The sequence below is a fragment of the Streptomyces sp. 4F14 genome (genome assembly GCF_048159485.1).
GTDB lineage: Bacteria > Actinomycetota > Actinomycetes > Streptomycetales > Streptomycetaceae > Streptomyces.
The window spans coordinates 89,515-104,087 of the sequence record NZ_JBLRVY010000017.1 but is presented as its reverse complement, the minus strand read 5'-3'; the positions used below and the strand labels follow the sequence as shown (position 1 = coordinate 104,087).

Annotated in this window: 10 protein-coding genes; 8 read left to right on the top strand and 2 right to left on the bottom strand. The window is 73.6% G+C overall.

Features of this window, described 5'->3' with window-relative positions:
* The first annotated feature begins 20 nt into the window (after positions 1-20).
* Entirely contained in the window at positions 21-611 is a 591-nt protein-coding gene (locus ACLZOT_RS27810; protein WP_416971825.1) for a hypothetical protein, read from the top strand.
* 12 nt (positions 612-623) lie between these two features.
* Here the strand turns inward: ACLZOT_RS27810 and ACLZOT_RS27805 are convergent, their stop codons facing one another.
* Together ACLZOT_RS27805 and ACLZOT_RS27800 are read right to left on the bottom strand one after the other, a co-directional pair.
* The gene (locus tag ACLZOT_RS27805) at positions 624-1,496 is read right to left on the bottom strand and encodes an ATP-grasp domain-containing protein (protein ID WP_416971824.1); all 873 of its coding nucleotides are present in this window, start codon (positions 1,494-1,496) and stop codon (positions 624-626) included.
* A gap of 206 nt (positions 1,497-1,702) precedes the next feature.
* Positions 1,703-2,419 carry a FadR/GntR family transcriptional regulator gene (locus tag ACLZOT_RS27800; RefSeq protein ID WP_416971823.1) on the bottom strand — a complete coding sequence of 239 codons (717 nt, stop codon included), beginning with the start codon at positions 2,417-2,419 and terminating at the stop codon, positions 1,703-1,705.
* Between the two features lie 249 nt (positions 2,420-2,668).
* Here ACLZOT_RS27800 and ACLZOT_RS27795 point away from each other — a divergent pair, with 249 nt between their 5' ends.
* The 7 genes from ACLZOT_RS27795 (at position 2,669) to ACLZOT_RS27765 (ending at position 14,428) form a co-directional block, all read left to right on the top strand.
* Positions 2,669-4,081 (top strand): SLC13 family permease, encoded by a 1,413-nt coding sequence (locus tag ACLZOT_RS27795; RefSeq protein WP_416971822.1) that lies wholly within the window; start codon positions 2,669-2,671, stop codon positions 4,079-4,081.
* 123 nt (positions 4,082-4,204) lie between these two features.
* Positions 4,205-5,647 carry an acyl-CoA synthetase gene (locus ACLZOT_RS27790; protein WP_416971821.1) on the top strand — a complete coding sequence of 481 codons (1,443 nt, stop codon included), beginning with the start codon at positions 4,205-4,207 and terminating at the stop codon, positions 5,645-5,647.
* The gene (locus ACLZOT_RS27785) at positions 5,644-7,008 is read left to right on the top strand and encodes a carboxyl transferase domain-containing protein (protein ID WP_416971820.1); all 1,365 of its coding nucleotides are present in this window, start codon (positions 5,644-5,646) and stop codon (positions 7,006-7,008) included. Before ACLZOT_RS27790 ends, ACLZOT_RS27785 begins: the two co-directional genes overlap by 4 nt.
* Before the next feature lie 103 nt (positions 7,009-7,111).
* Entirely contained in the window at positions 7,112-7,498 is a 387-nt protein-coding gene (locus tag ACLZOT_RS27780) for a CU044_2847 family protein (protein WP_416971819.1), read from the top strand.
* Between the two features lie 9 nt (positions 7,499-7,507).
* Positions 7,508-9,355: a trypsin-like peptidase domain-containing protein gene (locus ACLZOT_RS27775; protein WP_416971818.1), complete on the top strand. Its 1,848-nt coding sequence runs from the start codon at positions 7,508-7,510 to the stop codon at positions 9,353-9,355.
* A gap of 32 nt (positions 9,356-9,387) precedes the next feature.
* Entirely contained in the window at positions 9,388-10,398 is a 1,011-nt protein-coding gene (locus tag ACLZOT_RS27770) for an AAA family ATPase (RefSeq protein WP_416971817.1), read from the top strand.
* Positions 10,388-14,428 carry an SAV_2336 N-terminal domain-related protein gene (locus ACLZOT_RS27765; RefSeq protein ID WP_416971816.1) on the top strand — a complete coding sequence of 1,347 codons (4,041 nt, stop codon included), beginning with the start codon at positions 10,388-10,390 and terminating at the stop codon, positions 14,426-14,428. Before ACLZOT_RS27770 ends, ACLZOT_RS27765 begins: the two co-directional genes overlap by 11 nt.
* Positions 14,429-14,573 lie beyond the last annotated feature (145 nt).

Sequence of the window (14,573 nt, the reverse complement as noted above, 5' to 3'; positions counted from 1 at the left end):
GGGGTACGCCATCGGCGACGATGGAGGGCATGCCGCCCACCCCGCACCCCTTCACGCCGCTCGACTTCCAGCTCGTCCTGCTGCGCCGCATGGCCGACCACAACCCCGACCTGGTGGACGAGGCACGCCGCCGGCTCGGCGCCTCCTCGGCGGAGATGCGCGAGGCGAACAAGCGCTGGCAGGCGATGCTGCACGCCCCCCGGGGCCGCGCGGCGGCGAACCGGTACCGCACGCTCCTCGGCGCCCCGGAAACCTCGGCCACCCGCCGCATCGGCGACCTGACCTGCGAGTCCTGGCTCTGGCCGGTCCCTCTGTGGCCCACCCTGCGGTTCGAGGTCCTGCTCTCCCCCACGGGCGGGATCTGGAACGAGTGGCTGATCCGGGCCCCCGGTACCCCGCCCCCTACCCTGGAGGGACTCGCCGACCTCACTCCCTGGTCGTGCACGGTCGACGAGGCGGCCGGCGCCTTCGCCCCCGCGCGCCCCCTGGAGGGCACCGCCCCCACCCGCTGGGGCCTGTCCTTCACCGCCCCCGACGAGCAGGGGGTACCCCGTCAGGTGGTGGCGGAGTTCACCTGGGGGCTCCTGCAACGCGTCGCGGTCAGGGACTGACCCGGCGCCCGATCACCCGCCCGCCCGCTCCAGGATGCCCGCCACGACCCCGGCCACCGACCCGGGATGCAGCGACAGGAACAGGTTCGGCTCGACGAGTTCCAGCTCCATCACACAGGGCCGCCCGTCGTCCCCGTCGACGAGGTCGACCCGCGCGTACAGCAGCTCCTCACCCCCGGGTACCGCGGCCAACGCCCGCTCCGCGGTGGCGATTTCAGCCTCGGTCGGCTCCCACACGGTCAGCCCCGGATGCGCCACCTTCTCCGCGTCGTACGCCGTCCCCGGAGCGAGCACCGCCCCCTTGCGGCTGGCGTGCAGCAGCCGCCCTCCGAAGAACTGGAGCGCCCGCTCACCGGCGGCGTCGATGCTGCGGACATAGGGCTGGACCATCGCCGTGAACCCCTCGGCGTGCATCCGCGCGATCTGGCGTACGGCGGTGTCGTGGCCGTCGGGGGTGTAGCGGGCGGCGAACCGGGCGCCCGCGCCGGAGGTGGGCTTGACGACGTACTCGTCCTCACGGGGTAGCTCCGGGGTCTCACCCGGCGCCACATACCTGGTGGGGACGGTGGGTACGCCCGCCGCCGCCAGCTCCCCCAGGTACCGCTTGTCGGCGTTCCACCGCACGACCTCCGCCGGGTTCGCGAGCCGGGTGAGGCTCCCGCACTTGCCCGCCCAGGCCAGGAACTCCGCGGGCCGCCAGGAGTAGTCCCACGTCGAACGTATGACGGCGAGATCGAAGGAGGCCCAGTCCGCGTCGGGGTCGTCCCAGGCCACCGCCAGCGCCTCGGCCCCGGCCGCCCGCACCGCCGCCACCAGCTCCGGAAGATCCTCGTCCACGGCGACCCCGGGCCCGGGACGACAGGTGACCAGCGCGATACGAGGCACGGCGAACCCCTGCTTTCCTGCGACAGTACGACGGCATGACGGTACGACCTGCGAACGCCCCTGCACTTTAAGGTCCGGCCCCGCACCCCGGCCAACGGGAACCCCACCCACGGGTCCCACCCCGGCGACCACCGCCTGCCGTGCCCCCACGGTCCTACCCGGGTAGTACCCGAGGACCAGATCCGCCGCCGCACGGGGGGGCGGGGTCAGCCGTCCTCTTCGGCCTCGGCCGGTTCCCAGTCCAGGAGGCGCACCTTCGCCACCGTACGGACATGGGTGCGCATCGCGGTCGCCGCCCTGCGGGGGTTGCGTTCGGCGACCGCGTCGAAGATGGCCTGGTGCTGGGCCCAGGAACGGCCCGGGCGGCCGGGCTGGCGCAGCGACTCCGTACGGCTCTCGGCGATCTGCTCGGCGATGGACCGCATGAACTCCGCGAGCAGCGCGCTGTGCGCCGCCGCGGTCACGGCGGAGTGGAAGAGCCGGTCGCCCTCGATGCCGTGCCCGCCGGCCTCGATCTCCTCGGCCATGTGCGCGAGGGCGGCCCGCATCGCGTCGAGGTCCTCCTCGGTGCGCCGCTCGGCGGCGAGTTCGGCGAGCTTCGTCTCCAGCGCCTCGCGCGCCTCCAGCACGTCCGGCAGCCGCCTGCGCCGCTCGACCATCCGGTCGACGGGTTCGACGTCGAGGCTGTCGCGCACGAGGTACGTCCCGCCGCCGTGCCGCGCCTCGACCAGGCCCTGCACCTCCAGGACCACGATCGCCTGCTTGACGGAGGCCCGGCTGACCCCGAGCCGCTGGGCGAGGTCCCGCTCCGGCGGGAGCCGGTCCCCGGCGGCGAGCCCGCCGTCGACCACGTACTGCCGCAACCGGTCGAGCACCTGCTCGTACAGGCGCTGCTTCATCATCGGCCGCAGGGCGTCGTTCACGGAATCCCCCTCTTTCGGGCGGGAGCCTAGCATCGGGCGGGCGGCCCGAAGCGGCTCGGTGGACGGGTGGCTGAGTGGCTGAGTGGACAAGTGGCTGAGCCAATTCTCGCGCACCCTCTTGACGGCCGTCGAGCCGCGCAATCTAATCAGCCGACACATCAAAGTGGCTCAGCCACTCAGCCACTCAGCCACTTCTTCATCTGGTCACCCCCACCCCTGCCGCTCCGGGACCCAACGACGGGAGCCCGTATGTCCCCCGAACTCATCTCGATCCTCGTCCTGGTGGTCGTGTTCGTCATCGCCACCACCCGTTCCGTCAACATGGGCGCGCTGGCGTTCGCCGCGGCCTTCGCCGTCGGTGAACTCGTCGCCGACCTCGACGCGGACGGCATCTTCGCCGGCTTCCCCGGCGACCTGTTCGTCGTCCTGGTCGGCGTGACGTACCTCTTCGCGATCGCCCGCGCGAACGGCACCACCGACTGGCTGGTGCACGCCGCGATCCGGCTCGTGCGGGGGCGCGTCGCGCTCATCCCGTGGGTGATGTTCGCGCTGACCGGCGCGCTCACCGGTATCGGCGCAGTGAGCCCGGCGGCGGTCGCGATCGTCGCGCCGGTCGCGCTCAGCTTCGCCGCGCAGTACGGGATCAGCCCGCTGCTGATGGGCGCGATGGTCGTGCACGGGGCGCAGGGCGGCGGCTTCTCGCCGATCAGCATCTACGGCACGATCGTCAACGGCATCGTCGAACGCGAGAAGCTCCCCGGGAACGAGATCGCGCTCTTCCTCGCCTCGCTCTTCGCGAACATCGTCATCGCCGGGGTGGTGTTCCTGGCGTGCGGCGGACGGAAGCTGTGGCGGCAGGGGGTGGTACTGCCGGCCGGAGGGACGGGGGCCTCAGGTACTACGGGGTCTACGGGTATGACGGGGCCGTCCGGTGGCGGGGCCTCGGGGGCCGCGGGGATGTCAACTGGCGGGTCCCCCGCAGGTATTACGGGTACTAAGGGTACGAATGCCCCCATCCAGGTCATTCCCCGTGCGGAGGTGGCGGACACGTCGGAGGGGGTCCGGCTCAACCCGGCTCGTATCGCGACGCTCGTCTCCCTCGTCGCGCTGGTGCTCGCCGTGCTGGTCCTCGACCTGGACGCGGGGCTCACCGCGATCACGCTGGCCGTGGTGCTGAGCACGGTGTGGCCGGCGGACAGCCGGAAGGCGGTCGGGGAGATCGCCTGGTCGACGGTGCTGCTGATCTGCGGGGTGCTGACGTACGTCGGCGTGCTGGACGAGATGGGCACGATCACCTGGGCCGGTGAGGGCGTCGGCGGCATCGGCGTGCCGCTGCTCGCGGCGGTGCTGCTGTGCTACATCGGCGCGCTGGTCTCGGCGTTCGCCTCGTCCGTCGGCATCATGGGCGCGCTGATCCCGCTCGCCGTGCCGTTCCTCGCGCAGGGCGAGATCGGGGCGGTCGGGATGGTGTGCGCGCTCGCGGTGTCGGCGACGGTGGTGGACGTGAGCCCGTTCTCGACGAACGGCGCGCTGGTGCTGGCCGCGGCGCCGGACGTCGACCGTGAGCGTTTCTTCCGGCAGCTGATGATCTACGGGGGGATCGTGGTGGCGGTGGTACCCGCGGTGGCATGGCTGGTGATGGTCGTGCCGGGCTTCGGGTGAGCCGTGTGGTACCCGTCATACCCGTAGCACTTCTGAGCCATGGGTATGAGTCCGATCGCCGCCGAAGCCCGAACGACCGACACCGAACGCCGGACGAACGCCGAACAGCAAGGAGTACGACGCGTGTCCCCTCTCTTCCCCGCCCTGACCGACGGCCCGTCCGACCGGCCGGCCCTCACCTTCGGACCGCGTTCCCTGACGTACGCGCAGCTCGCGGCGGCGGCCGGGGCCGTCGCGCAGCGGCTGACGCCGGGGAGCCGGGTCGCGGTGTGGGCGACGCCGGAGCTGGAGACCGCCGTCGCGGTCGTGGGGGTGCTGCTGTCGGGCGGCACCGCCGTGCCGCTGAACCCGAAGTCGGGTGACAAGGAGCTGCGGCACATCCTGTCGGACAGCGCGCCCACCCTGGTGCTGACCGCGCCAGGCACCGAACTCCCCGAGGCAGTGAGGGAGTTCGAGCACATCGAGGTCGACGTCCGGGCCACCGGCACCCTCCCCGAGGACGGTTTCCGTCCCGACTCCCCCGCCTTCGTGGTCTACACGTCCGGTACGACGGGCCCGCCGAAGGGCGCCGTCCTGCCCCGCCGGTCGATCACCCACACCCTCGACGCGCTCGCCGACGCCTGGCAGTGGACCGGCGACGACGTGCTGGTGCACGGCCTGCCCCTGTTCCACGTGCACGGCCTGGTCCTCGGCACCCTCGGCCCCCTGCGGCGCGGCGCCGGCGTCCGCCACCTGGGCCGCTTCTCCACCGAGGGCGTGGCGAGGGAGCTGAACGACGGCGCGACGATGCTGTTCGGCGTCCCGACGATGTACCACCGCATCGCCGAATCCCTCCCGGACGAACCGGAGTTGGTGAAGGCCCTCACCAACGCCCGCCTGCTGGTGAGCGGTTCGGCGGCGCTGCCCGTGCACGACCACGAGCGGATCGCGCGGGCCACGGGCCGCCGGGTCGTCGAGCGGTACGGCATGACGGAGACCCTGATGAACACGAGCGTCCGCGCGGACGGCGAGGCCCGCGCCGGAACCGTCGGACTCCCCCTGCCCGGCGTGGAGTTGAGGCTCGTCGAGGAGGACGGCACGACGATCGACGGGTACGACGCGGAGCGCGTCGGCGAGATCCAGGTGCGCGGCGCCAACCTGTTCACCGAGTACCTGAACCGCCCGGACGCGACCGCCGCCGCGTTCACCCCGGACGGCTGGTTCCGCACCGGGGACATGGCGGTGCGCGACCCCGACGGGTATGTCCGCATCGTCGGCCGCAAGGCCACCGACCTGATCAAGAGCGGGGGTTACAAGATCGGGGCGGGGGAGATCGAGAACGCGCTCCTCGAACACCCGGGGGTGCGGGAGGCCGCGGTGACCGGGGAGCCGGACGCGGACCTCGGGGAGCGGATCGTGGCGTGGATCGTGCCGAGCGACGCCGAACACAAGCCGTCGGCGGGCGAGTTGGCGGACCATGTGGCGTCCCGGCTGGCCCCGCACAAGCGGCCCCGGGTCGTCCACTACCTCGACGCGCTGCCCCGCAACGACATGGGGAAGATCATGAAGCGGGCGCTGGCCTCGTGACCCGGTTCTCCGCCCGCGAGGCCATCGCGCTGGTCACCGACACGTTCACCGAACTCCCGTACCCGCGGAAGGAGTCGGCGCCCGACGGGCCGCTCGGCTGGGCGGGGTACGACGCCTCGCTGGCGCGCGCGGCGGGGCGTACGGGCGAGAGCGAGTCCGTGGTGTGCGGCACCGCGTCCGTCGAGGGCACCCAAGTCGTCCTGATCGCCTTCGAGTTCGGCTTCCTCGGCGGCTCCCTCGGTGAACGCACCGGCGACCGGCTGGAGTCGGCGTACCGGCACGCCCGCGCGCACCGGCTCCCGGTCGTCCCCCTCGTCGCCACCGGCGGCAGCCGGATGCAGGAGGGCATGCTCGCGCTCACCCAACTCCAGCGCGTGGCCCGCGAGTCGGCGCTCACCCGAGCGGCGGGTCTCCCCCAGATCGCGGTCCTGCGCGACCCGACGACCGGCGGCGGCTGGGCCACCCTCGGCGCGGGCGCGGACGTGATCCTCGCCCTGCCGAACGCCCAAGTGGGCTTCGCGGGCTCCCGGGTCCGCCCCCCGGACGCGGACCCGACGGCGTACACGGCGCAGGCCCAGGTGGCCGCCGGGTCGGCCGACGCGGTCGTCCGTCCGGAGGAGCTGCGGGAGACGCTGGGGCTGTGGCTACGCCTGCTGAGCCCCCGCCCGACCGACCGGTCACCGTCGCCGGACGCCCCGACCGCCCCCGCCCCGCTTCCCTCCCCCCTCGGCGTCACCGGCCTCCCCGCCTCCGGCTGGGACGCCGTCCAGCGTGCCCGGTCTCCCCAACACCCCCGAGCCCACGCCTACTTGGACGCCTACTTCACCCACCGCACCGAGATCAGCGGCGACCGCTGCGGCGGCGTCGACCGTGCGGGCATCGTCTGCGGGTTCGGGGTGGGGCCGGGCGGCCGGACCGTCGCCTTCGCCGCCCAGACCGGCGCGGCGACGCGGCCCGCCGGGTACCGGACCGCCGTACGGCTGATCAGGCTCGCGGACCGGCTGGGCGTTCCGGTGCTGACGCTGGTGGACACCCCGGGCGCGGCGAACGACGCGGAGGCGGAGCGGCAGGGGGTGGGTGGGGCGATCGCCGAGCTGTTCACGGCCGTCGCCGAGGCGCGGACTCCGGTCACGACGCTCGTCATCGGCGAGGGCGGCTCCGGCGGGGCGCTGGCGCTGGCCGCGCCGGGGCGGACGTGGGCGACGCCGGACAGCTACTTCTCCGTCATCGCACCGGAGTTGGCGGCCGCGATCCTCAAGAGGACCCCGGACGAGGTCGAGGCGACGGCGGACCAACTCCGGATCAGACCACAGGACTTGGTGGAACTGGGTGTGATCCGGACGGACGGTCGCCGCCCGTGAGACAGCCGCCTCGTTCACAAGAGGAACACACCGTGCCGCGCGACAACCTCAAGTACCGTACGTAACAATGACAGTGCAGTGAGGCACGTACGACGGGGGCGGCATGGAAGGGCTCGTGGAGTTCAAGACGGAGGACGGCACGGTCGTCGCCGTCGAGTCCGTCGAGGAGCGGGCCGGTTCGCGGCTGGCGTCGCGGGACGGCGGTGTGCAGGCGGCGAGGACGTTCGAGGCGGCGTTGGACGGCGTGCGGACGGCCGCGCAGTCGGCGCTGCGGGTGTTCCGGGACGGCGCGCTGAAGCCGGACGGCGTGGAGATCGAGTTCGGCGTGAAGCTCTCCGCGGAGGCGGGCGCGATCATCGCCAAGGGCACCAGCGAGGGCCACTTGGTGGTGAAACTGACGTGGAGCTCGTCCCCCACCGAAGCCCCCGCCGCCCCGGCACCCCCGACACCCCCCACTCCCCCCGTCTCCCCCGCTACCCCCACAGAGTGAGAGGCGCCGATGCAGAGCGCCGCATGGCACGCCCGGGTCGAGGCGTACGGCAAAGTCCTCGGCGCCGGTTTCCTGGTCACCCCGGACACGGTCGTGACCTGCGCGCATGTCCTGGACGGCCGGGAGGAGGGGCTCGCGGTGTCGTTCACGGAGCGCCCCGGCACCGACCCCGTACCCGTACGCCTGCTGGCCCACGGCGGCTGGAGCGCGCGGGCGGGGCACGACCGCGGGGACGTCGCCGTACTACGCCTGGAGAGGGATGCCGACGTCACCCCCGCGGTGCTCGCCCCGCCGGGCGCGGTGCACGGCGAGGCGCCCGGCGGGGGTCCCCGGAAGCTCGTCGTCTACGGCTACCCCGCCGGTTTCGACGAGGGGACGATCGCCGAGTACCGGGTCACGGCACCCCAGTTGATCAGTGACGAGTGGAACCAGCTGGAGGTGTGGCGGCAGGGCGGGCAGGTGCTCGCGCCGGGGTTCAGCGGTGCGGCGGTCACGCTGTTCGGCTCGGGCGAGGTCGTCGGGATGGTGACCGCCGCGGCCGGAGCGCGCGGTGTGTCCAACGGGCGGATGATGCCGACGGAGGTGATGAAGCGCTACTGGCGCGACCTCGACGGGCTGATCCCGGTCGCCGATCACCGTCCGGCCGACCGCGCCCGGCTGTACCGGCTGGTGGAGCGGGCCGAGTCGGCGGCCCTGGGCGGCGATTGGACGCGGCTGTACAACGCCGTACGCGACCCGCTCGACCCGCGGCCGCCGGAGGGCGGTTTCTCCTCGCTGCGTTCGGCGGCCCTGTTCGTGCTGTCGGAGCTGGAGGGCGAGGAGGCGGTGGGCACGGTGATGCGGTTCGCGGAACGCCTGGAGGCGCTGCTGTCGACGCACGGCACCCCGAGCACACACGGCACCCCGAGCACGCCCAACACCCCCACGGCACACGACGGCACACCCCCTGGCACACCCAACACCCCCGGCCCGCACGACACGTTCACCACGCCCGGCCACGAACTCACCCCGCCCACCGGACCGTTCACCCCCGCCGGCGCACCCCCCGAATGGGCCCCGATCCTCGTCGACCTGCACCACAGCGGCTCCGGCGACGACCGTGTCCGCGTCGAGGTGTCGGCGTACAGCGGCGGCCGGCGGCACCCGATCGGCTCGGACACCGTGTCGCGGGACGGTCTCGCGGAGTACGTGCAGCGGCAGATCGAGGCGGCGTTCCCGTTCCTGACGCCGGGCGCGGACGAGCTGATCGCGTTCGCGCTGCCCCGCAACTGGCTCGATCTGCCGGTGGATCGCTGGCCCAGCGCCCCCGACGACGACACCCCGCTGGGCTGTTCGTTCCCGCTGGTCGTCACCGACCACGGCCGCCGCAAGAACAGCACTCGCCATGTGCTGACGCGCGCGTGGAAGCGTCTGGACTCCGTACCGGGCGCGCGAGTTCACCGCGTCGAGTGCGGGGCCGCCGAGGAGCCGGTGAAGCTGCGGATGCGGCTGCGGAGGCCGGACGCCTGCCTCGCGGGCTTCTCCACCGCGCCCGCCGCGCCCCGCACCCGCGCCCATTTCGACGTGACGCTCGCCGCGCCCGCCCCGATCGTGGTCTGGTCCCGCGACGGCTGTTCCGGCGGCCCGCAGGAGGAGTGCGCGGGCGGCGCCGGCTGCGCGGGCAAGACCTTCCTGGACCACCTGGACTCGCGGGTGTCCGCCGTCCCACCCGCCGAACTCCCGCGCCACATCATGGAATTGCGGGAGGAGGCGGCGGCCGATGAGGAACACTGGGCGCGCAGCATCCAGCTCCTGTGGGACGATCCCCGGCTGTTCCCCGACCTGCCCACGGCGCACAGCCACTCGCCGGTGGCCTGACCGACCCGACCCCCTGGAAGAACCCGACTCGTATGCCGCACTGGTCCGTCTACACCGGCTCGAACCAACCCCACGCCGGGATCGGGGAGTTGCCCGACCCGCCGCCGTGGCGCGCGTTCGACGGCGCCCCCGTCCTGCCTCCGCCGCGCGACACGGACGACGAGGCGGCGGTCTCCCCCGACCGCGTCCACCGCGCCCGTACGTACGTCGCCACCCCGGAGAGTGTCGAACTCGTCAACGCCGCCCTGATCCTGCGCCGCCCGCTCCTGGTGACGGGCCCGCCGGGCACCGGCAAGTCGTCCCTCGCGTACGCGGTGGCAAGGGAGTTGGGGCTCGGCCCAGTGCTGCGCTGGAACATCACGAGCCGCAGTACCCTCACCGACGGCCTGTACCGCTACGACCCGCTGTCCCGCCTGTACGCGGCCCGCAGGGACGACGCGCACGACGGCGTCGAGGACCACCTGCGCCTCGGCCCCCTGGGCACCGCCCTGTTGCCCTACGAGCTGCCGCGTGTCCTGCTGGTCGACGAACTCGACAAGAGCGACCTGGACCTGCCGAACGACCTGCTGAACGTGTTGGAGGAGGGCCAGTACGACATCCCCGAACTCCTGCGCGCGGCACGGAAGTCGGCGGACGACGGGCCGACCGTGGAGGTCCTCGCGGACGGTTCGGAGACCCCCGTGGAGATCACCCGGGGCCGGGTCCGCTGCCGCGCTTTCCCGTTCGTCGTCCTCACCAGCAACGGCGAGCGCGAGTTCCCGCCCGCGTTCCTGCGCCGCTGCGTACGGCTGCGGCTGCGGCGCCCCGACCGCGCCCAGCTCACCGAGATCGTCCGCGCGCACCTCGACACCCCGGCCGCCGAGGCGGATCCGCTGATCGAACGCTTCCTGGAGCGTGCCACGGACGGCGACCTGGCGACGGACCAGCTCCTCAACGCCCTGTACCTGACCGGCGTGACGGGTCTGGACGCGGCCGGTCGGGGCGAGTTGGCGGAGCGGCTGATGCCCTATCTGGACGCGGTGGCGGACGCGGATGGACTCTGAGGACCCCCTCGCGCGGCTGGCCGCCCTGCTGGACGCCGCCGCCGAGGGAACGGACGGGCCGACCCCGCGCGAACTGGCCGAAGTGCTGTGGCTCGCGCGGCAGTTGAGCGACGAGACCCCCGAAGAGCAGCCAACTCCCGCTGCCCGGACTCCCGTTGCTCCGGCCGAGCCGGTCGTCCCCTGGCCCGACCAGGACGACCCGGCCGTCACCCTCCCGCCGGCAGCCCCGGCCCCGCCCCGTGTCCCCCTCCACCTCCCCGCCCCCAGCCCACCACCGGAGTCACCCGCCGACCCCCGAACGACCGTCGGTGGCAAGCCGCTTCGTGTCCCCGTCCCGCCGATGCTCCCCCACCCGCTGGCTCTCCAGCGCGCCCTGCGACCTCTCAAGCGCACGGTCCCGGCACCCCACGCGCACCTCCTCGACGAGGCCGCGACCGCCGACCGCATCGCCCGTCTCGGCGCCGCCCCCGAGGTGTGGCTCCCGGTCCTGCGCCCGGCCCGGGACCGCTGGCTGCGCCTGTGCCTCGTGCACGACACGGGCCCGACGATGCCCGTATGGCAGCCGCTGGTACGGGAGTTGCACGCGGCGCTCGCCCAGTCGGGCATCTTCCGCACGGTCTCCCTGCACCCGCTCACCCCCGACGGCCACACCCGGGGCGTGGCCGCGCCGGCCGACGGCCGTACCGCGATCCTCGTCCTCAGCGACTGCATGGGCCCGCAGTGGCGCCCCGGCCCGGACGGCGACCGCTGGTACCGCACCCTGCGTCACTGGGCAACGCACGCCCCGCTGGCCGTGGTTCAGCCCCTCCCCGAGCATCTGTGGCCGCCGACCGCGCTGCCCGCCGAACCGGGTGTCTTCACCTCCCCGTCCCTCGCGGCCCCGGCGGCGGCCCTCGCCTTCACCCCGTACGACCCCGACGCCGGCGCCCCCTCGGCGGACGCCGTCCCGCTGCCCGTCATGGAGGCGAGCGCGCCGTGGCTCGCCAACTGGGCGTCCCTGCTGGCGCGTCCGGGCGGCGGGCGGATCACGGGAGCGGCGGCCTGGCTGACGGCTACCCCGGTCGTCCGTGAAGAGGCGTCGGACATAAGGGATCTGACGGCCCGTGAGATCGTCCTGCGCTTCGAGTCCACGGCCTCCCCCGAGGCGTTCCGGCTGGCCGGGCATCTGTCGCTGGCGGCGCCCTCGGTGCCGGTGATGCGGCTCGTGCAGCACACGGTCCAGAAGGATCCCCGGCCGCAGCATCTGGCCGAGGTGATCCTCAGCGGGATGCTCACGGCCGTCGACGGGCCGACGGGGTCGTACGCGTTCCGGCCCGGCGTACGGGAGGTCCTGCAACGGACACTGCCGAGGACCGTGCGCGGGCGCACCAGTGAATTCCTCGCGGAGATCGGGCAGTTGATCGACGAGCGGGCCGGGTTCGCGCCGGGGGCGTTCCGGGCGCGCGGGGGCGGCGGGGCGGGGGACGGGGAGGCGTTCGCGACCGTGCGCGGCGAGACCGTCGACCGGCTCGGGGGGACGACGGAGAGCGCGCTCCTCGGCGGGCGGTACCGGGTGCTCGAACAGCGGGGGCCGGGGCAGCGGGTGCGGGCGGCCGTGGACACGCGGACCGGGGAGCGGGTCGTCGTCCACCTCTACCCCGGACAGCCGGGCCACCTCGACCGGTTCGCGCGGGAGGCGCAGCTGCTCGCCGGGGTCGACAGCCCGCATGTGGCGCGGGTGCTGGACCACGGGGTCGAGGGGCAGACCCCTTATCTGGTCGCGGAGTTCGTGGAGGGGGTGACGCTGTCGGAACTGATGCTGGGGAGCGGGCCCGAGGTGTCGCTGCCGGTGTACGCCGCGCTCATGGCCGACGTCCGGGAGGGGCTCCGAGCCCTGCACGCGGCCGGCCTGGTGCGGGGGCAGACCGACGGCAACGGCCTGCTGCTGCGCGCGGACGGCACCGTACTCATCAGCCGGTTCGCGCTGGGGCGGGAGTCGGTGGACCGGAGCGTGGCGGACGATCTGTTCGAATTCGACGGCTTCCTGCGGGAGTTGAGAGATCGTTCCACGGAGGTCCAGCGGTCCCAGAGCCGTTCCGAACAGCTCGACAATGCCCGCGACTCCCCCCATCTCCAGATCCAGTTGGCGTCCCCCATACGGATCACCCGGGGTTCGACCTCTCTGCACATCCATTCCCCCGAACTGATGGCGCTGCTGGTCAAGTTGGTGCACCACCGGGGCCGCCGGGTGACCTCCGACGAGCTGGCGCGCGTCCTGCCGGAGGGGAACCGGTCCACCGCCCGGGTCCGGGAGCTGGTCGCCGAGCTGGTCACCGGCTTCCTGGGCCCGAGCACCGTCGCCGAGGTCCCGGACGGCTATGTCCTCCACCTCCCGTCCGCCGACGTCGACACCCCCCGCCCCCTGCGCTTCGAGACGCTCACCCCCCTCACCCCCGAGTCCCGTATCACTCTGGAGTATGTGGTGGACGAGGTCCTGAACCGGGGTGGTCTCACCCCCGCCCAGTACGAGACGCGGGTACTACCTCAGGGCTACCGGGTCGACATCGCCCCCGGGACCTACCTCGTCCCCCTCCTCGCGGCGGCGGTCCGCTGGCTCCCGGGTCCCCTCGCCGCCCTCGCCGACCCGCCCCGCCTGCACGTCACCTTCGACGACGCCCCCGCGCCCCCGTCCACCCCCGCCCAGGTCGCCGTCACGGTCCCGCCCGCGCTGTACGAGGCGTTCGCGGAGAGTTCCGCAGCCTCCGGCCCGCACCGCTTCCGCCCCCTGTACGGCCAGGCCCTCGACTCGCCGCCGACGGCCTGGTACTGCCCGCTGCCGGCGCCGCGCGCCGAGGACGACGACCGGGACCTGGTGAAGGGCCCGTACCTCACCCGGGACCTGCACGAGCTGCCCCTCCCGGCGCCGGGCCGTACCGCCGTCGTGCACACCCTGCCGGACGCGCCCCTCACCCTCCTCAACCCGGCCCAGCCGTACGGGAGTCGGCGGCCGAGCCGGGCGACGTACTACGAGGTGGACCTCACTCCGCAGAGCGCGGTGCGGGAGCTGCGCCTGCCCAGTTCGGGCAAGGCGCGGTTCGCGGCGTCCGCGCATCTGACGTGGCGGGTGACGGACCCTGTCGCGTTCGTCCGCGCGGAGGTCGCACGGGTCGCGGACGCGCTGTTCGCGTACGTCGCCGAGGCGGCGCCCGGCGTCACCCGCCACCACTCGCACAACCGGCCCCAGGGTGCCGAGCGGGCGCTCGCGAAGGAGCTGCGGCGGTGGCCGGTGCCGGGGCTCCAGGTGAGCTGCGAGATACGGATAGTGCCGTACGCGCAGGAGGCGGGCGCGCGGACGGCGGCGCCCGGCCTGCTGGCGCTGCTTGCCGCGCCGACCGTCCTGCTCGGCTTCGACGGGCCGCTGACCAGGCTGTTCTCCGCGGAACAGGCCCGTGAGGCGGCGCTCGTGCTGTTGGCGGTGGCGGCCGAGCTCCGCAACCCGCAGGACGCTCTGGCGGGCCGGCCGTTCGGGACGGCGCAGGCCCGCGAGGGCGTGGTCCATCCCCTGGAAGTACTACGCGCCTACGCCCACGACCCGGTCGGCCCGGTGCTGCGCGCGCACCTCGACAAGCTGGAGCTGGCCGCCGTACCCGACGCGCCGACGACGCACAACGCGGTGGCGCTGGTGCGGACGCTGCACGCGGCGGGCAGGCGGGTGTCGGTGGTGACCGACTGCTGTACGGAGGCGGTACGGCGGTACGTGGCGCCGTACCGGCTGCCGCTGGCCGGGATCCACGGGCGGGCGGACGACCCGGCGGCGCTGATGCCCGACCCGGACTGTGTCCGGCGGGCGCTCGGCGAGGGCGCCGGGGAGGCCGTGTTCCTCGGGTCGACGGTCGCCGAGCTGACGGCGGCTCAGCGGGCGGGGCTGCCCTTCATCGGGCTGGCGCGCAACCGGACGGTGGAGCAGCGGCTGCGGGAGGCGGGGGGCGAAGTGGTGGTGCGGTCGCTGGGGCCGGTGCTGGAGGCGGCTCGTACGCTCGGTCCCGCCTGAGTGCGCCGGGTGATACCTGAGGGGTAACGCACTACATCCGAGGTAGTGGACATTTCGGACAAATCATCCGTTCGGTCGCTCCCTGCCCGGCCCATCCCAGCAGGCGGCCCCTCCCGCGCGCCCGCACGATGCGAAGGAGGCCGCC